Genomic DNA, 17,704 nt, shown 5'->3' on the forward strand with positions numbered 1-17,704 from the left:
CACATTTTAGGCCGCGAACGCACACTTACCGACCATCCTAAGCCTATCCTAAGCCTGAGCAATTGAACACAATGGCCTAAAATGCACTGCAATCCTATGGTCAGCATGATATGCTGACGGCTGTTGCATAACCTATGAAGTCGATGAACACTAGTCTTACCCCCCAGCCACCGGTAGCCGAAACCGCAACCGCTGCGGCCGCGCCGGCGCCTGCCGCCCAAACCCCGCGCAGCCTGCTGAAACAATTGCAGTCCCAATTCCCGGCCTTCCGTGATTTCCTGCCGCTGTCGATCGGTATCGACAAACAGCTGCTGGCCGTCATGCCTGAGCTCGACCGCAAAACCATGCGCACCGCGCTGGGCATCCATACCGGTTCGCTGCGCTACCTGAAAGTCATGGAAAAAGCCAAGGTCCGCTACGACCTGGATGGCAAACCAGGCGCCGAAGTGACCGATACCCACCGCGCCCACGCCACCCAGGTGCTGCAGGAACGCTACAAGAAGGAAGCCGAGCGCAAGAAAGCCGAACGCGAGGCCAAGGCCGCCGAAGAGGCGGCCCGCGTGCACGCCGACAAGCTGAACCAGCTGGCCGCGAAGTTCTCCAAGAAGGGCTGAGTTGGATCTCCACCCAGCGGCGACGCCGGTGGCGGCAGACGATGATCTGCCGCCTTACCATGGCATCGCCATTGCCGATGTGCAGATGGTGGTCACACCGGAGCAGGTGCTGGCGGCGCGCGATGCGTTGCTGGTCTGCGACGCCATCGGCTTTGATACCGAATCCAAGCCCACGTTTACGCGGGGCGAAACTTCCACCGGTCCGCATCTGATTCAGTTTGCCACCGACCGCAAAGCCTATCTGTTTCAGATCGGCGCCAGTACCGAACCGCATCTGCGCGCCGCGCTGCTGGCCATTCTGGAGCGGCCGTTGCCATTGAAGGTGGGCTTTGGCCTGGCGGACGATGTCAAGCGCTTGCATGCCAAGCTGGACATCCGCGCCGCCGGCGTGGTCGACCTGTCGGTGGTGTTGCGCACGCCCGGCCAGCGTAACGATCTGGGCGCCAAGACGGCGGTGGCCAAGTTCTTCGGCCTCAAGCTGCAAAAGTCCAAAAAGATCTCCACTACCAACTGGGCCTTGCCGCGCCTGAACGAAAAACAGATTCTGTACGCGGCCGACGATGCCCAGGTGGCATTGCGCGTCTACCGTCACTGGATCGGGCTGGGCAACCAACTGCCGACACTGAAGCCGGTCAAACTGCCGAAACCGCCCAAAACCGGGTTATCCTAGTCACGCGGCCGGCATGGCCGCCTGCATGAGGAGCGGTATGCCGATTATTTCCCGAGTCCTTGCGGCCTGCGCGCTGGCCTGCGCCTGCCTGCCTTTGCGCGCGGCGGCGCCGGAGACGCTGGAACAACGCCTCGCCGCCTGCCTCACCTGCCACAGCGTGAAGGAACGTGGCGACGCCTACTTTCCGCGCATCGCCGGCAAGCCGGCCGGTTACCTGTACAACCAGCTGCGCAATTTCCGCGACGGCCGGCGCCAATATCCGATGATGGTCTACATGACGGCGTATTTGCCGGACGCGTATCTGCGCGAAATTGCCGACTATTTCGCCAACCAGCATCCGCCCTATCCGCCCGCGCCGGCCGGCAGCGCCGCGTTGGCTGATAGTGCGCAACTGGCGCGCGGCGAGGCGCTGGTGCGGAACGGCGATCCAGCGAAGAAGATCCCGGCCTGCATGGCCTGCCATGGCGCGGCGCTGACCGGCGTCGAGCCGGCGATTCCCGGTTTGCTTGGGCTACCCAGCGATTACATCAACGCCCAGTTCGGTGCATGGAAAAGCCAGGCGCGCCGCGCCGCCGCGCCCGACTGCATGGCCACCATTGCGGCGCGTCTGAATGAAGCCGACGTCGCCGCCGCCTCGGCCTGGTTGGCCCGACAAACGCCTGACGCCAACGCGCGCCCCGCCGCCGCCCTACCCCAACCCTTGCCGCTGGCCTGTGGCAGCGTAGCGGGAGCGGCAAAATGAAGAAAATCATTTATACCGTTATCGCGCTGCTCGGCATCACCGTGCTGGCCGCGCTGGCGGCGCTGCGTTGGCTGCCGATGGACGATCCCGGCCCGCCGCCCAGCACCGCCGCCGCCGCGCTAACGCCGGCCGAGCGCATCGCCCGTGGCGCCTACCTGGCCAGGGCCGGCGACTGCATGAGCTGCCACACCGCGCGCGGTGGCGCCGCTTACGCCGGCGGACGCGCGCTGCAAACACCATTCGGCAGCGTCATCTCGCCCAACATCACGTCCGACCTCGTGCACGGCATTGGCGCCTGGAGCGCCGACAATTTCTGGCAAGCGCTGCACAACGGCAAATCGAAAGATGGCCGCCTGTTGTACCCAGCCTTCCCCTACCCCAACTACACCCGCATCAGCCGCGACGACGCCGACGCGCTGTACGCCTACCTGCAAACCATCGCGCCGTCCGCGCAACCGAACCAGCCGCATCGCCTGCGCTTCCCATACAACCAGCAGATCGCGCTAGCCGCATGGCGCACGCTGTATTTCCGGCCGGAGGCGTTTCGCGCCGAACCCCGACTATCGGCGGCATGGAATCGCGGCGCCTATCTGGTGCAAGGTCCAGGACATTGCAGCGCCTGCCACAGCGCGCGCAATCCGCTCGGCGCATCAGAGGGAGAGGGACTGTCAGGCGGCATGATCCCGGCGCAAGGATGGTATGCGCCCGCACTCAACGCGCGCGGCGACTGGCGGCGCGAACATCTGACCGCGCTGCTGAAAACCGGCACCTCGCCACGCTCCACCGTGTTCGGCCCGATGGCGGAAGTGGTGAGCGAGAGTCTGCAGTATCTGAGTGATGGCGACATCGATGCAATTGCCGTCTATCTGCAGGCACTGCCGCCCGGCGAGCAGCCGCCACCGTTCGAGCGCGACAGCGAAACGCAGGCGGTGGCCTTCCTGCAAGCCGGGGCCAAATTGTATGAGCAGCACTGCGTCGATTGCCACGGCGCCGATGGTAGCGGCCAGCCGCCGGCCTATCCGCCACTGGCCGCCAACCGTGCGCTGACGATGGAACTAGCGGTGAATCCGATCCGCATCGTGCTGAATGGCGGCTTCGCGCCCGGCACTGCGGGCAATCCGCGTCCGTACAGCATGCCGCCGTTCGGGCATAAGTTAAACGATACCGAAGTGGCGCAGGTGGTGTCCTACCTGCGCAGCGCGTGGGGCAACAACGCGCCGCCGGTCAGCGGCATCGACGTCAACCGCTACCGCGCGATACCGCTGGAATGATCAGGCCACGAAGCCGATGCGGTCGGTGGTGGCGTTGCGGGCATCGTCGACGCTGATCTTGCCAGCGTCCAGCAGCGTATGCAGCGAGGTGTTCATGGTGTGGCAGCCATCGCCCGGCTTGTCTTCCATCCAGATGCGCAGGTTGGAAATCTGGCCATTGGCAATCATCTCGGTGACTTCCGGATTGTTGGTCAGGCACTCGGTGGCGAGGTAATAGCGCTCGCCCTTGAGCGACGGCAACAGCGCCTGGCACAGCACGCCACGCAGGGCATGCGCCAGCGCCTGCGCCTGCGCTTCGGTATTACCCAGCAGGCGCAGCATCTTTTGCAGGCCCAGCTCGGTCGAACGCGCGTGCAGCGAGGCCAGCACCAGCGGGCCGGCTTCCGCCAGCGCCAGCGCTTCCTGCGCGGTTTGCGCATCGCGGATTTCACCGATAACGATCACGTCCGGCCGTTCGCGCAGCGCGTCCAGCGCGCCCAGATAAAAGCTTTCCACGTCGCCGTCAAAGCCGACTTCGCGCTGGGTGATCACGCATTGGCGCTGCGGAATCAGGGTCTCGACCGGGTCTTCGATGGTGATGATGTGGCCGGAGCGATTCTTGTTGATCTCGTCCAGCATGGAGGCGATGGTGGTCGATTTGCCCTGGCAGGTGTCACCGATAATCAGCACCAGGCCACTGGTCAGGCGCGCGAACTGCTGCTCGTGCGGGCTCAGGCCCAGCTTGGCCAGCGGCACCGGTTCCTTGGGGAAGCGGCGGATCACGCAGCCCAGGCGCTTGCGGCCCTGGAAGCTGAAACAGTTGGCGCGGATGCGGGCGGTATGCAGATCGACCGCGCGGTCGAAGGCGCGGTCCTGAATGCGCTCGGCCCAGTTGGGCTCGACCACCTCAAAGAATTCCTGCAATTCCTCGCGCGTGATGGGGGAGTCGGTGACGGCCACCAGCCCGCCGGGCTGACGCAGCATCAGCGGGCTGTTCTGGTGGATCAGGATGTCGCTGAAAATCAGCTTGGAGTTCAGCAGATGCAGAATCTGTTCGACCAGCGTGCCGAAGACCGGGTGGTCTTCGTTCTCGATGTAGCTGAGGGTGCGTATTTGCGACGATTGGTAATGTTCCATCTCTGCTCAAATCTCCGTAGTTGCCGGGTTGATTATAAGAGATATAAATTGCAAATACGAAACTTTTTCAGCTTCTGAGCTTGGGGTAGCGGAAACCGTTGCGTAAATCCATACTGAAGCGCTCGCCGTTGGCGGTGACCTGCACGTGCTCGGGCGGCTCCTCGCCCGCCAGCGGGCGGTAGAACACCGGCAAGCCCTCGGCCTTGCGCAGCAGCTCGTCGCAACGCTCGTAGACGTTGGGGCAGCCGGTATCGGCCAGCAGCGCTTGTACGATCGGCACTTTCCAGGCGTCGACGCCGGCCGACTGGAACTGGCAAATCAGGTAGCCGCTGGTGCCGCCCCAGCTATCGACCAGCAGGCCGGGCAAGCCGTCCTCGTCGCCACGGATCACGGCCACCAGATCGGTCGGCGCGGCGGCGCGCACGCTGTCGGCGCGCTTGGCGATGGCGGCGCGCACGCGGCGTTTCATCATCGCGTGGTCGACCGGCTCGTCCTCTTTATAGCTCCAGATGCGGGCGCGCACGTCGGACTTGGGATTCCAGGCGGCGCGGCCGATGAACTGGCGCGCCGAGTTCAGGACGATGGCGGTGGCGCCGGGTTTGTTTTTCTCGTTAGGGCGACCGTCGACGCGTTCGATGGCGGTGGCGTAAATCAGCAAGTCGCCCGCCAGCAGGCGCTTTTCCTTGCCTTGTTTGATAGTAATGGTAAGCATACCGCATGATACAGCATGCGCGGCCTGTCCCCGGCTGGCTGCATTCTGTTCCGCCTGATGCGCAATCTGTCGCAGCGCGGTTCCGCGCGTCGCGCCTGCCCCGTAAGATCCAAACTCAAGATTATTTGAGGAGAGCATCATGACCCTGCGCCGCATCGTATCGTCCCTGTTCCTGACCGCTGGCTTGCTGGTTGCAAGCGCCCCTGTCCACGTCGCCCAAGCCGGGCCGCTGAGCTGGCTGAATGGCGGCGAACGGATTCAGGGCAGCGGCAAGATCGTCAAGCAGAATCGCGAAGTCGGGCATTTCAATGCGCTGACGGTGGGCGTCAGCGGTGATGTCGAGATCCGTCTCGGCAATACCGAGAGCGTGACGGTGGAAACCGACGACAACATTCAACCGCTGATCGAAACCACGGTGGAAAACGGCACGCTGCGCATTCGCCCGGCCAAAAACAATCTGCGCGTGGAAACACGCAACATGAAAATCATTGTGCAGGCGCGCACGCTGGACAAGCTGTCGATCGGCGGTTCGGGCAACGTGACGGCCGACCGTTTGCGCGGCGAGAGCCTGACCATCGACGTTGGCGGCTCAGGTTCGATCGCGGTCGGTCAGTTGGACGCGGAGTCGGTGGCGATTGCGCTGGGCGGCAGCGGCAGTCTGAAGGCGGCCGGCAATGCCGAGCGTTTGCAGGTGTCGATCGGCGGTTCGGGCCGGGTACAGGTGGGACAGTTGCAGTCGCGCGAGGCGGTGGTGAGCATCGGCGGCTCGGGGCAGGCGACGGTGTGGGCGAAGAAATCGCTGAGCCTGAGCGTGGCGGGGTCGGGCGATATCAACTATTACGGCGATCCGCAGATCAGCAAAAGCATCATGGGTTCGGGCACCATCAAACGGCTGGGCGGCGCTCCGCAATAAGCGATTTGATCCAGTCGCGCAGCTGGCTGCTGTCGGCCTGCGCGATGCGGCTTTCGGCGCCGGCCTGTTCACCAGCGAGCAGGTCGCGCAGCACCGCCTCCAGCGCCGCCCGTTCGCCTTCCTGTCGACCCTCCTCCTTGCGCTGCCGGAACATTTCTTCGGCTGGCAGCACTAGCGCATCGAAAAATTCATCGGTAAATACTTCTTCCGGCTTGTATTTTCTTTTGGCGGTCATGATGAAGTCCTCCTCAAGGTTCATGCTAGTGCCGCTCCGGTCTTCACGCAAGGTGAGCTGTAGCCAACGTGTCAGGCTTACTCTCGCGTTATAAAGATCAGGCTGTAGGACACGCTGCGCAAACGCGGCCATTGCCGCTTTCATCTGAAGCTCGGTGCTGGCATGCAGCACGCGCAACAACAGGCCAACAATGTTGCCAAACGCGTCGTCATGGTGCTGATCGACCAGCAGGTAGCGCTGGTGCGGCTGAAAGCGCTCCATGCCAGTCGGTGGCGGAAGCATCAGATCGCCAATATCCAACGCGGCGGTCCAGGGGCGCCGGCCGTGATAGAACACAATCGGCAACACCGGTGGCAGTTTGCCGTGCTTGCTCAGCTTGTGCTGAGCCACCAGATCCTGATACAGCAAGCCCACATACACCAGCATCCGCAACGCCATCCAGCGCTCGGGCGACGACTGGAACTCCAGCAGAATATAGACGTACACCCACTCGCCGCCGATGCTGGCACGCCAGACCACATCCTGATGACGGCTCTTGCCGTGGTCGCTGGTATAGCTGGCGTTGACGCGTTCGAATGCGCTGGTGGGGAGCGCCTGTGCCCAGTCGGCGGCAATGACGCAGGCCAGCAGGTCGCGTACCAGTTCCGGGTGGGAGAACAACTGCTTGTAGACGATCTCGCTCATGAGAACGAGTCTAGCGCCGGCATGCATTGCCGAGTACGCCAGGCAGCGTGCGCGGTTTGGCTTAGCTCAAAACCGCGCTACGCGGCGGAGATCAGCGCTCCGCTTTCAGCACTTCGCGCGTGACTTCCACCGTGCTGGTGCCGTCGGTCAGCCAGATCTGGCCGTCCTGGATGGTGCATTGCAGCTGCATGGTGCGCTGAGCCATCTTGCCCAACTGCTCGGTCGCGTCCGCGTTCAAGTCCACCACGGTCAGGTTCTTGCAGCGCTCGACCTTGTTGGCCAAGCTCTTCCACCAGATGTGGCTGGTGGCGGCATAGCTGTACACATAGACGTGCTCGGAACGACCACACGCCTTCAGGATCACTTTCTCATCCGGCTGGCCGACTTCGATCGACAGTTCGATCGCGCCAGTCAAATCCTTGTGCCACAGGTCCGGCTCCTCCACGTCGAACAGGCCCTTGGTAAAGGTCAGTGCCTCGTTGGCGTGGATGGCGAAGGCCAACAGGCGCACCATCATGCGCTCGTCGGTCTCGGATGGGTGACGCGCCAGCGTCAGCTGGTGGGTCTCGTAGTAATTGCGGTCCATGTCCGCAATCGACAGTTCTGCTTTATAGATTGTTGCTTTGAGGGCCATCGAAAAAATCTCTTACTTGAATACGACGGTTTTCGCGCCGTTTTGCAAAACGCGGTGCTCGACAAACCACTTGACCGCGCGCGCCAGCACCACGCACTCCACATCGCGACCGATCGCCGACAGCGTCTCCGCATCCATCGAATGATCGACGCGCTCGACGTCCTGCTCGATGATCGGACCTTCGTCCAGATCGCCGGTGACAAAGTGCGCGGTGGCGCCGATCAGCTTGACGCCGCGGTGATGCGCCTGCGCATACGGCTTGGCGCCCTTGAAGCTCGGCAGGAAAGAATGGTGAATATTGATCGCCCGGCCCTTGAGCGCCTCGCACAGCGACGGCGACAGGATTTGCATGTAACGCGCCAGCACCACCAGATCGATCTTGTGCGTGTTGATCAGCTCGATAATGCGGGCTTCCTGCGCCAGCTTGTCGGCCACCGGCGCGCCGGTCGCCAGCGGCAAGTGGTGGAACGGAATATTGTAGCTGGCCGCCAGCTGGTAGAAGTCCATGTGGTTCGACACGATGGCCGGAATCTCCACCGGCAGCAAACCGCTCTTGTAGCGGAACAGCAGGTCGTTCAGGCAATGGCCGATCTTCGACACCATCAGCATCACGCGCGGCTTGTAGTGGGCGTCGCGCAGTTCCCAGTTCAGCTGCATGTCGGCCGCCAGCAGGCCGAAATCGGCGCGCAGCAGTTCATCGCCGATGGCGCGGTCTTCCAGCGAGAAATGCACGCGCATGAAGAACAGTTTCGACTCACTGTCGCCAAACTGGGCCGAATCGATGATGTTGCAGCCATGCTCGGCCAGGAAGCCCGACACGCGATGCACGATTCCACGCTGGTCCAGGCAAGACAGTGTCAAAATGTATTCGGGATTGCTCATAAAACCGTAAGGAGATTGGACAAAAGAGAGCTATTGTCGCATGCCTTGCCTATTGCGACAAAAAATAGCACGCTCGTTCAATTTAAGATATAGTCAGCAGCACCCCAAGCACCCTATACAAGGAGATACCGATGGAGACAAATCTGCAGTTCCGCCTGGCCGCGCGTCCGGTCGGCATGGTCAAGGATAGCGACTGGCAACAGGCCGAAGAGCCGCTGCGCCCGCTGGCCGACGGCGAAATCCGCGTCAAGGTACTGTACCTGTCGCTCGACCCGGCCATGCGCGGCTGGATGAACGACAGCAAATCCTACATCCGCCCGGTGGCCATTGGCGAGGTGATGCGCGCCGGCGGCGTCGGCGTGGTGGTGGAATCGCAGTCGCCGCGCTTTGCGGTCGGTGACCACGTCTCCGGCGGCACCGGTGTGCAGCGCTACTGGACCGGCGCCGCAGACGATCGCAGCGCCAGCTTCCACAAGGTCGACCCGAAACTGGCGCCGCTGACCACCTACCTCAACACGCTGGGCATGCCGGGCATGACCGCCTACTTCGGCCTGACCGAAGTAGGCCTGCCCAAGCTGGGCGAAACCGTGGTGGTATCGGGCGCGGCCGGCGCGGTCGGCCAGACCGTGGGCCAGGTCGCCAAGCAACTGGGCTGCCGCGTGGTCGGCATCGCCGGCGGCAAGGAGAAGTGCGATTTCGTCGTCAACGAGCTGGGCTTCGACGCCTGCATCGATTACAAGAACGACTCGGTGCGCGACGGCCTCAAGCAGCACTGCCCGCAGGGCGTCGACGTCTACTTCGACAACGTCGGCGGCGACATCCTCGATACCGTGCTCACCCGCATCAACATGAAGGCGCGCATCGTCATCTGCGGCGCCATCTCGCAGTACAACAACACCACGCCGGTCAAGGGACCGTCCAACTACCTGTCGCTGCTGGTCAACCGCGCCCGCATGGAAGGCATCGTCGTGTTCGACTACGCCGACCGCTACCAGATCGGCGTGGCCGCGCTGGCCGGCTGGCTCAAGGACGGCAAGATCAAGAGCAAGGAAGATGTAGTGTCCGGCCTGGAGCGTTTCCCAGAAGCGCTCAACATGCTGTTTGAAGGGAAGAACTTCGGCAAACTGGTGCTGCAAGTAGCCACCTCATAAAAAGCGCGGAACCTTCCGCCCGCCTCGGCGTCTATGCAAATACCGCCAACACGCCGAGGACCCATTATGTTCCCACAATTCCCGCCTTCCGCCTTCCACTCCCACATTGAACTGCTGCTGGGCCTTTATGTCGACCTGGGCCAGCGCACGCTGGAAACCATGCACAGCCTGAGCGCACTGAATCTGCAACTGGGGCGCGACCTGATCGCTGAAGCCGGCGGCAACATCCAACGCCTGATGGCCAGCAAGGACGCCAACCAGCTGGGCGCCGCCGTCGCCGCCCAGCTCAGGCCGGGCCAACGCGCGTTCAGCCATTACCAGCAGCGCGTCGGCGAAGTGCTGAGCCGCGCCAACGCCAGCCTCAACCAGACCGCCGCCCACCACATGCCGGCCGTCAGCCGCTCGGCCAGCACCCTGACCGACGATCTGATGCAGGAAGCGGCCACCCGCACCACCCGCGCCGCCGAACAGCTGGCGCGCTTCCAGCCCGGCAGCCAGCTGCGGCATTAATGGAACTTCCGTCAATCTTGCAACTCTAACCACACAGAACAGCAGGACACCCTGCTGTCTGTTCCCATCTTTAGACGGAGGTATCTATGGCCAGCAATACCAGCAATGCCAACAACAGTCAGGGCAAGCCCAAGGGCACCGCCAAGCGTGGCTTTGCCGCGATGGACGAAGCCACCCAGCGCGCCATCGCCAGCAAGGGCGGGCAAGCCGCCCACCAGAAAGGCACGGCGCATGAATTCGATTCGGAAGAAGCGCGCCGCGCCGGCCAGAAAGGCGGCGAGGCGGTCAGCCGCGACCGCGAACACATGGCTGCAATCGGCCGCAAAGGCGGTGAAAGCCGCCAGTCCGCCGCCCGCGCCAACGCGGAGAAAAACCGCGCCGCCGCCAGCGCGGGTTCCGAGCAATCATCCAAGGGCGGCAACAAGCAATAGCGGCATCATGCCACCGGGACTTGCTGCAGCCGCTGCAACATCGAGGCATGCACACCCGGTGGCGCCACCACGATACTGGCCGCATGTAAATGATATGGCTGGCCATCGGCCTGGGTCGCCACGCCGCCCGCCTCGCGCACCAGCAGCGTGCCGCCGATGCAGTTATAGCCATCCTCGCCGTACTGCCAGAACCCATCCAGCCGCCCGCACGCCACGTACGCCAGTTGCAGCGAGGTCGGCCCGAGATTGCGCACCGCCGCCACATCGCTCAACATGGCACTCAGCGCGGCGCCGGCCTGCTGTACCACCTGGCCGTGCCGGCTGGCAAAGGTCGGCTGGCTGCTGGCGACCATGGCCTGGTAGTGATCCGCGCGCGCATTAACACGCACCGGCTTGCCGTTGTACCAGGCGCCGTGGCCCCACAGTGCATGGAACATCTCGTCATGCATGGCGTCGTAGATAGCGCTGAACACCGGCACGCCTTCGCGCATCAACGTCAGCGACATGCACCAGTTGGGGATCGCGCGCAGGAATTGCACCGCGCCGTCGATGGCGTCGCAGATCCAGTATTCGCCGGCGCGCGCATGGGCTTCGCTCAGCTCGCCGTCGGCCCAGGCGATGGCCGGGTAGCGGGCCGACAATTCGCGCCGCAACAGGGCGCTGGCGTCGCCGTCGATGCGGTGAAACGCGCGCCACATCTCATCCACGTCCGCCACCGGCGCGCTTTGCCAGAAGGTCTCGCACAGGCCGGCACCGACCTCGCGCAACAGCTCCAGCACGGCTTCCGTATCGATTGCAGTCATGATTTTCCCTTGCGCTCAATGAAACCCGTAGATTGCATGTAAAATCGGAGCCCGGCTAACTGCAAGCGGACAATCGATAACGCAATCGGGCCACATCATGAGCAACTACTACGGCGACAAGCGACTCAGCGACGACATGCCCATCTATGTCGCGGCCCAGCACACCGATGGCGGCGTCGGCAAGGGCAAGTTCTCGCACTATCACCCAGAAGGCCAGATGTACATTCCGCTGCAAGGGGTGATTCTGGTCGAAGCCGGCGGCAACCGCCAGGTGCTGCCGCCTGGCCGGCTGGGCTGGATACCGCCGTATATGGAGCACGCGGCCAGCGCCCACGGCAACACCCTCAAACCGGGTCTGGCCGGCTACACCATCCATCTGGCGCCGTCGCTGTGTGTGGGCTTTCCCGAGCAATCGCTGGCGCTGCGCATGTCGCCGCTGGCGGAGTCGCTGCTGCAACGCATGTGTGCCTGGCCGACTGGCATGCCGCCGGACGCCGCCGCGCTGCGGGTGATGAATGTGTTCCTCGACGAGATGCGCGCCGCCGAGCCGGACCCGCTGCACCTGACCATGCCGCGTCATCCGCGCCTGCTGGCCATGGCCGCCGCGATCGCGGAAGATCCGGCCGATGAAACCGATCTCGACGCCTGGGCCGATCAACTGGGCTGGTCGCGCCGCAGCCTGACCCGTCACTTCCGCAACGAGACCGGCATGTCGGTGGTCGAATGGCGCCAGGTGGCGCGCCTGCAGAAAGGCATGGCGCTGCTGAACGGCGGCGCCTCGGTGACGACGGTGGCGCTCAGCCTGGGCTACGACAGCGTCAGCAGCTTCATCGCCCTGTTCCGCCGCCTGCTCGGGACGACACCGGCCCGCTTTGGCGCATAGAGTCCTCAGTGAGCGGCCACCCAAGCGGGCGACGGCTGCGGGTCCGGCATGGCGAAGGTCTGGCGCATGCGCTCCACTTCTTTGGCCGGACTCAGTCCAAACAGCCGCTTGAACTCGCGGCTGAATTGCGACGCGCTCTCATAGCCAACCTCGGCGCTGGCAGCGGCCACCGACATCTCATGGCGCAGCATTAACAGCCGCGCCTGGTGCAGCCGGGTCGACTTCAGATACTGGATCGGCGACGTGCTGGTCACCGCCTTGAAGTGATGATGAAACGTCGCCACGCTCATATTGGCCTCGCTGGCCAGCTGGCCGATATCCAGTTCCTCACTGAACGATGCGTGTATCTTGCGCAAAGTGCGCGAGATGGCGGCAAAGCGGCCCTGCTGCATCAGCGCCGCCCGCATCGCGCCGCCTTGCGCGCTGGTCAGCACACGGTAATAAATCTCGCGCAGCAATGCCGGCCCCAGCATCGCCAGATCGAGCGGCTCTGACAGCACTTCCAGAAACCGCAGCACGGACGCCGTCAGGCGCGCATCCATCGGCGTCGACAACATGCCGCGTGGCGAGGCCAGCACGGGCTGCCCCTGCGCTTCCAGTTCCAGCAGCAAATCCGCCGTCAGCTGAAAATTCAGCCGGAGATACATCGCCAGCAGCGGCTCCTCCGCGCTGGCTTCGGTTTCCATCGAAAATGGCACGGGGACCGATACGGCCAGACAGTGCCGGGCATCATAAACATATTCCTGCCCGCCAAGGAAACCACGCTTGCGCCCCTGGCCGACAATCACAATACCGGGTTCATACAGGACCGGCGTCCGGTTCAAAGGACGGTTGGAGCGCAGAAAGCGCACATCCGGCAAGGCGGACAAATTGTAGCCCTCCACCGGCGCCAGGCGCTCCATCAAGGTGACTATGCGATTTTTCATAGCGCGATTGTAATCCCTCAGAGAATCAGGCAAATGATGCAGAACTTCCGGCATGGCCGCCTGACGCCGCCCGACCTACCATGGCAACCTCACTGACCGCAAAGGAATACCATGAGCAAGACCTTCTTTATTACCGGCGTCAGCAGCGGCTTTGGCCGCGCGCTGGCGGAGGCGGCACTGGCCGCCGGCCACACCGTCATCGGCACCGTGCGCCACGAACAGGCACACGCCGCATTTGAAGCCCTGCATCCGCGCGCCCACGCCTGCGTATTAGATGTGACCGATTTCGACGCCGTGGAGCAGGCGGTAGCGCGGGCCGAAGCCGCCGCCGGCCCGGTGGACGTCTTGGTCAATAACGCCGGCTATGGGCATGAAGGCGTGATGGAGGAATCGTCACTCGACGAGATGCGCCGCCAATTCGACGTCAACGTGTTTGGCGCGGTGGCGATGATGAAGGCCTTCCTGCCGCTGTTCCGGACGCGCCGGCGCGGCCACATCATCAACATCACCTCGATGGGCGGCTTCATCACCATGCCCGGCATTGCCTATTACGCCGGCAGCAAGTTCGCGCTGGAAGGCATTTCCGAAACGGTCGGCAAAGAGGTCGGACAATTCGGCATCCACGTCACTGCGGTGGCGCCCGGTTCATTCCGCACCGATTGGGCCGGACGCTCGATGGTGCGTTCGGAGCGCAGCATTGCCGATTACGACGCACTGTTCGATCCGATCCGCGCCACGCGCGCCGCGCGCAGCGGCAAGCAGCCCGGCGATCCGGCCAAGGCGGCGCAAGCCATCCTGACGCTGACCGAACTGGCGCAGCCGCCGGCTCACCTGCTGCTGGGTAGCGATGCGCTCGGCCTGGTGCGCGGCAAGCTGGCGCAAATGGAGCAAGAAATCAACGTCTGGGAAGCGCTGACGCGCTCCACCGACGGTTAAGACGGTTAAGCCGGCGTGCCGATGATGACGCTGGATGCCTTGAAGATGGCGCTGACTTCGGCGCCGACTTCCAGCGCCAGCGCCTCGCCGCTGTCGCGGGTGACGATGGCGGCAATCGCGCCGCCGCCCGGCAATTCGATGCTGACTTCGGTATTCACCGCGCCCGGCAGCACGCGGCTGACCTTGCCGCTCAAACGGTTGCGCGCCGACAGTTTGACGTCACCCAGCTCGGTCGCGACGATGATGGACGAGGCCTTAATCAGCGCAAACGCCTCCACGCCCACCGCCAGTCCCAGGCTATCGCTGCTGTCGCGCGTGATGGTGGCGACGATCTGCTGACCGCCGACGATCTCCAGCACCACCTCGTCATTGACGGCGCCCTGCTTCAACGCCACCACCTTGCCGCTGAACTGATTACGCGCACTGGTTTTCATCTTCATCCTTTGAATGAGTAAAAAATCGTCGGCCAGCGCATGCGATTGCGCGCTCAGGTGCGACACAAACTCGCGGTGCGCCGCGTCGATCTTGCGGAAGTTCTCCACCAACTGCGTGCCGCGCCCGGTCAGCCGCGTGCCGCCGCCGCCCTTGCCGCCGGCCACGCGCTCGACCAGCGGTTCGCCAGCCAGATTGTTCATCGCCTCGATCGCGTCCCACGCGCCCTTGTAGCTCATGCCGACCGCCTTGGCGGCCGCCGTGATCGAACCTTCCGATGCCACCGCCGCCAACAGCGCCACGCGGTCCTGCCCGCCCAGCTTCTGGCCATCGATAGTCATCCACACATTGCCCTGCAATTCCATGCTCATGCCGCGCTCTCCTCCACCCGCAGCATGCTACCATTTTCCATCCGCAGCACGTGATCGCCGAAGGCGCGCACGTCTTCCGGATCGTGGGTAATCATCAGCATCGGAATCTGCAGCCGCCGCTGCAGCGCGTCCAGCTCGGCACGCATGCGGCCGCGCAGTCCCGGATCGAGCGCGGCAAACGGCTCGTCCAGCAGCAGCGCATCGGGTTGCGGCGCCAGCGCGCGCGCCAGTGCCACCCGCTGCCGCTGACCGCCGGACAGCTGATGCGGAAACTGCTGCGCCACCGCCTCCAGCTCGAACGCCTGCAGCCAGTAACGCACCTGCTCGCCATCGACGCGCGCCAGCGGATTGCGCCAGCCGCGCTGCAAGCCAAAGGCAATGTTCTGCCGCACGTTCAGATGCGGAAACAGCGCGTAATCCTGGAACAAATAAGCCACCTTGCGTTGCTGCGGCGGCACATTGATGCGGGCGGCGCTGTCGAACAGGCAGCGGCCGGCCAGTTCGATGCGGCCGCTGTCCGGGGTCATCAGGCCGGCCACCGCCTTCATCATCTGGCTCTTGCCGGCGCCGGAAGAACCGTACACCACCACCCGCTGGCTGGCCGATTCAAAGCGCGCGCGCAGCACGAATTCGCGCTCGCCCGAACGCAGGGTTTTCTGAACATCGACTTTAAACTGCATACTCATACCGCCAGCGCCCGGTTGGGCGTCAATTTATTAGCCGCGATCAGCACCGTCACGCACACCACCGAGGTAACGATCACCAGCAGATTGGCGTGATCGTCCTGTCCGGCCTGCACCGCCTCATACACCGCGATCGACAGCGTCTGGGTTTTGCCGGGAATGCTGCCGGCCACCATCAACGTCGCGCCGAACTCGCCCATGGAACGGGCGAAAGCCAGCAAAGTACCGCCCAGCACGCCGCGCCAGGCCAGCGGCAGCGTCACCCGCAGGAACACGCCAAACGAGGACACGCCCAGCACCCGCGCCGCCTGCTCCAGCTGCAAGTCCATGTTTTCAAACGCCGCCCGCGCGCCCTTCAGCACCAGCGGGAACGCCACCACGGCGGCCGCGATCACCGCCGCCTGCCAGGTGAAGATCAGATTGATGCCCATCTGCTGCAGCCAGGCGCCCAGCACACCATTGCGGCCAATGATGACCAGCAGATAGTAGCCCAGCACCGTCGGCGGCATCACCATCGGCAGCGTCAGCACCGCGTCCAGCAGCTCGCGGCCGGGAAAACGCTTGCGCGCCAGCAGATACCCCAACGCCACGCCCAGCAACAGATCGATCAGCGTGGCCCACAGGGCCACTTTCAGCGACAGGCGCAGCGCTACCCACGCTGGATCGAACGCATCCACGTTATGGACGGCCGAAACCGTACTTGGCGAGGATGGCCTGACCGGCCGGCGACTGCACGTAATCGGCAAACTTGCGGCCTTCCGCAGCCTGCGGACCGGCGGCGATCACCGCGATCGGATAGGTCACCGGGGTTTCGGTCGGCACCGTGGCCACCAGCGTGACCTTGTCCTTGACGATGGCGGCATCGGTGGCATACACGAAGCCGGCATCGACCTCGCCACGCGCCACGTAGTCCAGGCACTGACGCACCGAGGTGCCGAGAATCAGCTTGGGCTCGACCGCCTGCCACAGCTTGGCATTTTCCAGCGCCGCCTTGGTATAACGGCCGACCGGCACGCTGGCCGGATTACCGATGGTGATGCGCGACACGCCAGCCTGCGCCACATCGCTCACATTCTTCAGCGCCACTTTGGCGTTCTGCGGCGCGATCAGCACCAGGCTGTTGCTGGCGAAGTTCTTGCGGGTGCCTGGTGCCAGCAGTTTCAGGTGGTCGGCCTTGTCCATCGCATCCTGATCGGCGGAAGCAAACACATCGACCGGCGCGCCCTTGCTGATTTGCTGCACCAGCGGGTCGGACGCCGCAAAATTGAACAACACCTTGTCGCCGGCGTGCTCCTTCTCGTACGCGGTGCCAATTTCCTTGAACGCATTGGTCAGGCTGGCCGCAGCCGATACCGTGATGTCCGTTGCCGAAGCCGAGGCGCCCAGCGCCAGCAGCAATGCCGCCACAACTGCTTTTTGCATTTTCACTCCCTACTCCTATTAATTAGCGCAATAAACCTGATTATATAGCGCCATGGCAATCTGGGTACTATCCGGAAGAACTAGTCCAGTCGCATTACCAAACCGTAACGATTGATTAATTGGCATTGACCGTAGAATGCAGCGGAGATGTCACGCCACCCACCAGTATCTGGAGATCGACCATGCGCTACCTTTCCTGGCTGTTCCTAGCCACCTTGCTGCTCAGCGCCACTGCCGGCCACGCGGCGCAGGCCGACACCCCAGCAGCGCCGCAAGCCGCTCCCGTTGGCCGTCCCTTGCCAGCTGGCTGGTTGCCCTTGATTGGGAAAGACATGCGGGGCAGCTTCATCCAGGCTGGCAGCGACGATATCGCCCTGCTGATGTACAAAGGCGACACCGACGCCGTCGTCATCGTGCCAGACCCGGCCAGCGGCCGCGAGATCGGCGTCATCCACACCTTCGGCGACAGTGAGGTCAACCTGCCGCAATTGTCACTGATCAAGCCAGGCAGCTATCACCCGGTGTGTCATGGCGGCGGCGCTTGCGCGCCGGCGGTCGATATCGCCACCGAGGCGATCGGCCTGTGTCATGGCGAGGCCAGCTGCGAGATCATTTACTTTAAAGACAACAGCTACCATCACATCACCGTTACCGACTAAGCGACATGTGATACATTCCGAGCT

The 17,704-nt window shown here is 63.6% G+C and carries 22 protein-coding genes; 11 read left to right on the forward strand and 11 right to left on the reverse strand.

Annotated features, from left to right (window positions below; translation table 11 throughout):
- Positions 1-134: 134 nt before the first annotated feature.
- From GJ699_RS23330 to GJ699_RS23345, 4 genes are all read left to right on the forward strand, one after another.
- Positions 135-614 (forward strand): ProQ/FINO family protein, encoded by a 480-nt coding sequence (locus GJ699_RS23330; protein ID WP_154380826.1) that lies wholly within the window; start codon positions 135-137, stop codon positions 612-614.
- Positions 615-699: 85 nt separating this feature from the next.
- Entirely contained in the window at positions 700-1,284 is a 585-nt protein-coding gene (locus GJ699_RS23335; RefSeq protein ID WP_154380903.1) for a 3'-5' exonuclease, read from the forward strand.
- 37 nt (positions 1,285-1,321) lie between these two features.
- Entirely contained in the window at positions 1,322-2,026 is a 705-nt protein-coding gene (locus GJ699_RS23340) for a c-type cytochrome (protein ID WP_229262256.1), read from the forward strand.
- Complete coding sequence (locus GJ699_RS23345) at positions 2,023-3,297, forward strand: c-type cytochrome (protein ID WP_154380830.1); 1,275 nt, start codon at positions 2,023-2,025, stop codon at positions 3,295-3,297. Before GJ699_RS23340 ends, GJ699_RS23345 begins: the two co-directional genes overlap by 4 nt.
- On the opposite strand, the gene GJ699_RS23350 is transcribed toward GJ699_RS23345, so the two are convergent.
- Positions 3,298-4,413 (reverse strand): type IV pilus twitching motility protein PilT, encoded by a 1,116-nt coding sequence (locus GJ699_RS23350; protein ID WP_154380832.1) that lies wholly within the window; start codon positions 4,411-4,413, stop codon positions 3,298-3,300.
- Between the two features lie 67 nt (positions 4,414-4,480).
- Positions 4,481-5,125: a class I SAM-dependent rRNA methyltransferase gene (locus tag GJ699_RS23355; protein ID WP_154380834.1), complete on the reverse strand. Its 645-nt coding sequence runs from the start codon at positions 5,123-5,125 to the stop codon at positions 4,481-4,483.
- 139 nt (positions 5,126-5,264) lie between these two features.
- Between GJ699_RS23355 and GJ699_RS23360 the strand changes: the two genes are divergently transcribed.
- Positions 5,265-6,038 carry a head GIN domain-containing protein gene (locus tag GJ699_RS23360; RefSeq protein ID WP_154380836.1) on the forward strand — a complete coding sequence of 258 codons (774 nt, stop codon included), beginning with the start codon at positions 5,265-5,267 and terminating at the stop codon, positions 6,036-6,038.
- Here GJ699_RS23360 and GJ699_RS23365 read toward each other — a convergent pair.
- The 3 genes from GJ699_RS23365 to purU all read right to left on the reverse strand — a co-directional run bounded on the left by GJ699_RS23365 (position 6,010) and on the right by purU (position 8,473).
- Entirely contained in the window at positions 6,010-6,957 is a 948-nt protein-coding gene (locus GJ699_RS23365) for an Rpn family recombination-promoting nuclease/putative transposase (protein WP_229262257.1), read from the reverse strand. The two genes, GJ699_RS23360 and GJ699_RS23365, sit on opposite strands and share 29 nt — an antisense overlap.
- A 91-nt stretch (positions 6,958-7,048) precedes the next feature.
- A complete protein-coding gene (locus GJ699_RS23370) occupies positions 7,049-7,591 on the reverse strand; it encodes a YaeQ family protein (RefSeq protein ID WP_154380840.1) in 543 nt (180 codons plus the stop codon).
- A 12-nt stretch (positions 7,592-7,603) separates the two neighbouring features.
- Positions 7,604-8,473, reverse strand: a complete 870-nt coding sequence (gene purU, locus GJ699_RS23375) for a formyltetrahydrofolate deformylase (RefSeq protein ID WP_154380842.1) — start codon at positions 8,471-8,473, stop codon at positions 7,604-7,606.
- A gap of 131 nt (positions 8,474-8,604) precedes the next feature.
- Between purU and GJ699_RS23380 the strand changes: the two genes are divergently transcribed.
- The 3 genes from GJ699_RS23380 to GJ699_RS23390 all read left to right on the forward strand — a co-directional run bounded on the left by GJ699_RS23380 (position 8,605) and on the right by GJ699_RS23390 (position 10,565).
- Complete coding sequence (locus GJ699_RS23380) at positions 8,605-9,624, forward strand: NADP-dependent oxidoreductase (RefSeq protein ID WP_154380844.1); 1,020 nt, start codon at positions 8,605-8,607, stop codon at positions 9,622-9,624.
- A gap of 66 nt (positions 9,625-9,690) precedes the next feature.
- Positions 9,691-10,134, forward strand: coding sequence for a phasin family protein (locus GJ699_RS23385; protein ID WP_154380846.1), 444 nt, complete (start codon positions 9,691-9,693; stop codon positions 10,132-10,134).
- Between the two features lie 86 nt (positions 10,135-10,220).
- On the forward strand, positions 10,221-10,565 hold the full coding sequence (locus GJ699_RS23390; RefSeq protein ID WP_154380848.1) for a KGG domain-containing protein: 345 nt from the start codon (positions 10,221-10,223) through the stop codon (positions 10,563-10,565).
- Positions 10,566-10,570: 5 nt separating this feature from the next.
- Here GJ699_RS23390 and GJ699_RS23395 read toward each other — a convergent pair whose 3' ends face one another.
- Positions 10,571-11,368, reverse strand: coding sequence for an inositol monophosphatase family protein (locus tag GJ699_RS23395; protein ID WP_154380850.1), 798 nt, complete (start codon positions 11,366-11,368; stop codon positions 10,571-10,573).
- 97 nt (positions 11,369-11,465) lie between these two features.
- Between GJ699_RS23395 and GJ699_RS23400 the strand changes: the two genes are divergently transcribed.
- Complete coding sequence (locus GJ699_RS23400; protein ID WP_154380852.1) at positions 11,466-12,251, forward strand: helix-turn-helix domain-containing protein; 786 nt, start codon at positions 11,466-11,468, stop codon at positions 12,249-12,251.
- Positions 12,252-12,256: 5 nt separating this feature from the next.
- Here GJ699_RS23400 and GJ699_RS23405 read toward each other — a convergent pair whose 3' ends face one another.
- Positions 12,257-13,177, reverse strand: coding sequence for an AraC family transcriptional regulator (locus tag GJ699_RS23405; protein ID WP_154380853.1), 921 nt, complete (start codon positions 13,175-13,177; stop codon positions 12,257-12,259).
- A gap of 111 nt (positions 13,178-13,288) precedes the next feature.
- On the opposite strand from GJ699_RS23405, the gene GJ699_RS23410 reads away from it, so the two are divergent.
- Positions 13,289-14,113, forward strand: a complete 825-nt coding sequence (locus GJ699_RS23410) for an oxidoreductase (RefSeq protein WP_154380855.1) — start codon at positions 13,289-13,291, stop codon at positions 14,111-14,113.
- 5 nt (positions 14,114-14,118) lie between these two features.
- On the opposite strand, the gene GJ699_RS23415 is transcribed toward GJ699_RS23410, so the two are convergent.
- The 4 genes from GJ699_RS23415 to modA are packed head-to-tail and all read right to left on the reverse strand — an operon-like array spanning position 14,119 to position 17,021.
- Positions 14,119-14,910 carry a TOBE domain-containing protein gene (locus GJ699_RS23415; protein ID WP_154380905.1) on the reverse strand — a complete coding sequence of 264 codons (792 nt, stop codon included), beginning with the start codon at positions 14,908-14,910 and terminating at the stop codon, positions 14,119-14,121.
- A 2-nt stretch (positions 14,911-14,912) separates the two neighbouring features.
- The gene (locus tag GJ699_RS23420; RefSeq protein WP_154380907.1) at positions 14,913-15,596 is read right to left on the reverse strand and encodes an ATP-binding cassette domain-containing protein; all 684 of its coding nucleotides are present in this window, start codon (positions 15,594-15,596) and stop codon (positions 14,913-14,915) included.
- A 2-nt stretch (positions 15,597-15,598) separates the two neighbouring features.
- Entirely contained in the window at positions 15,599-16,276 is a 678-nt protein-coding gene (gene modB / locus GJ699_RS23425) for a molybdate ABC transporter permease subunit (RefSeq protein WP_371867642.1), read from the reverse strand.
- Position 16,277: 1 nt separating this feature from the next.
- On the reverse strand, positions 16,278-17,021 hold the full coding sequence (gene modA, locus GJ699_RS23430; protein ID WP_154380858.1) for a molybdate ABC transporter substrate-binding protein: 744 nt from the start codon (positions 17,019-17,021) through the stop codon (positions 16,278-16,280).
- A 182-nt stretch (positions 17,022-17,203) separates the two neighbouring features.
- On the opposite strand from modA, the gene GJ699_RS23435 reads away from it, so the two are divergent.
- Entirely contained in the window at positions 17,204-17,680 is a 477-nt protein-coding gene (locus tag GJ699_RS23435; protein ID WP_154380860.1) for a hypothetical protein, read from the forward strand.
- Positions 17,681-17,704 lie beyond the last annotated feature (24 nt).

Origin of the sequence: Duganella guangzhouensis (assembly GCF_009674535.1) — a bacterium.
Lineage (GTDB): Bacteria > Pseudomonadota > Gammaproteobacteria > Burkholderiales > Burkholderiaceae_D > Rugamonas > Rugamonas guangzhouensis.

Bases quoted from the DNA above. Each gene is read 5' to 3' on its own strand.
- GJ699_RS23330 (WP_154380826.1), top strand. From the start codon at position 135: ATGAAGTCGATGAACACTAGTCTTACCCCCCAGCCACCGGTAGCCGAA.
- GJ699_RS23335 (WP_154380903.1), top strand. From the start codon at position 700: ATGGTGGTCACACCGGAGCAGGTGCTGGCGGCGCGCGATGCGTTGCTG.
- GJ699_RS23340 (WP_229262256.1), top strand. From the start codon at position 1,322: ATGCCGATTATTTCCCGAGTCCTTGCGGCCTGCGCGCTGGCCTGCGCC.
- GJ699_RS23345 (WP_154380830.1), top strand. From the start codon at position 2,023: ATGAAGAAAATCATTTATACCGTTATCGCGCTGCTCGGCATCACCGTG.
- GJ699_RS23350 (WP_154380832.1), bottom strand. From the start codon at position 4,413: ATGGAACATTACCAATCGTCGCAAATACGCACCCTCAGCTACATCGAG.
- GJ699_RS23355 (WP_154380834.1), bottom strand. From the start codon at position 5,125: ATGCTTACCATTACTATCAAACAAGGCAAGGAAAAGCGCCTGCTGGCG.
- GJ699_RS23360 (WP_154380836.1), top strand. From the start codon at position 5,265: ATGACCCTGCGCCGCATCGTATCGTCCCTGTTCCTGACCGCTGGCTTG.
- GJ699_RS23365 (WP_229262257.1), bottom strand. From the start codon at position 6,957: ATGAGCGAGATCGTCTACAAGCAGTTGTTCTCCCACCCGGAACTGGTA.
- GJ699_RS23370 (WP_154380840.1), bottom strand. From the start codon at position 7,591: ATGGCCCTCAAAGCAACAATCTATAAAGCAGAACTGTCGATTGCGGAC.
- purU (WP_154380842.1), bottom strand. From the start codon at position 8,473: ATGAGCAATCCCGAATACATTTTGACACTGTCTTGCCTGGACCAGCGT.
- GJ699_RS23380 (WP_154380844.1), top strand. From the start codon at position 8,605: ATGGAGACAAATCTGCAGTTCCGCCTGGCCGCGCGTCCGGTCGGCATG.
- GJ699_RS23385 (WP_154380846.1), top strand. From the start codon at position 9,691: ATGTTCCCACAATTCCCGCCTTCCGCCTTCCACTCCCACATTGAACTG.
- GJ699_RS23390 (WP_154380848.1), top strand. From the start codon at position 10,221: ATGGCCAGCAATACCAGCAATGCCAACAACAGTCAGGGCAAGCCCAAG.
- GJ699_RS23395 (WP_154380850.1), bottom strand. From the start codon at position 11,368: ATGACTGCAATCGATACGGAAGCCGTGCTGGAGCTGTTGCGCGAGGTC.
- GJ699_RS23400 (WP_154380852.1), top strand. From the start codon at position 11,466: ATGAGCAACTACTACGGCGACAAGCGACTCAGCGACGACATGCCCATC.
- GJ699_RS23405 (WP_154380853.1), bottom strand. From the start codon at position 13,177: ATGAAAAATCGCATAGTCACCTTGATGGAGCGCCTGGCGCCGGTGGAG.
- GJ699_RS23410 (WP_154380855.1), top strand. From the start codon at position 13,289: ATGAGCAAGACCTTCTTTATTACCGGCGTCAGCAGCGGCTTTGGCCGC.
- GJ699_RS23415 (WP_154380905.1), bottom strand. From the start codon at position 14,910: ATGGAATTGCAGGGCAATGTGTGGATGACTATCGATGGCCAGAAGCTG.
- GJ699_RS23420 (WP_154380907.1), bottom strand. From the start codon at position 15,596: ATGCAGTTTAAAGTCGATGTTCAGAAAACCCTGCGTTCGGGCGAGCGC.
- modA (WP_154380858.1), bottom strand. From the start codon at position 17,021: ATGCAAAAAGCAGTTGTGGCGGCATTGCTGCTGGCGCTGGGCGCCTCG.
- GJ699_RS23435 (WP_154380860.1), top strand. From the start codon at position 17,204: ATGCGCTACCTTTCCTGGCTGTTCCTAGCCACCTTGCTGCTCAGCGCC.